Origin of the sequence: Oceanivirga salmonicida (assembly GCF_001517915.1) — a bacterium.
Lineage (GTDB): Bacteria > Fusobacteriota > Fusobacteriia > Fusobacteriales > Leptotrichiaceae > Oceanivirga > Oceanivirga salmonicida.
The window spans coordinates 1-260 of record NZ_LOQI01000225.1 but is presented as its reverse complement, the minus strand read 5'-3'; the positions used below and the strand labels follow the sequence as shown (position 1 = coordinate 260).

At 23.1% G+C, this 260-nt stretch carries 1 protein-coding gene; it reads left to right on the top strand.

Annotation, left to right across the window (positions count from 1 at the left end; translation table 11 throughout):
- Positions 1–52: 52 nt before the first annotated feature.
- On the top strand, positions 53–260 hold a 208-nt coding region (locus AWT72_RS09060), incomplete at its 3' end, for a putative ABC transporter permease (protein ID WP_197407690.1).

Sequence of the window (260 nt, the reverse complement as noted above, 5' to 3'; positions counted from 1 at the left end):
AATATTATATTTACTTTCGCCTTATTTAAATAATATATGGTTGCTATTTATATTGTCAATAATAATTGCAACATTAATAGAATTAATAGCAGGATTTTGTTTAGAGTATTTTTTTCAAAAAAGATGGTGGGATTATACAGGTATGCACTTTAATTATAAGGGGTATATTTGTTTAAAATTCTCTATACTATGGGGTATAGGAGCCTTATTTAGTGTTAAATTTTTACATAATATTGTAATTAATATTTATAAAGCAGTAC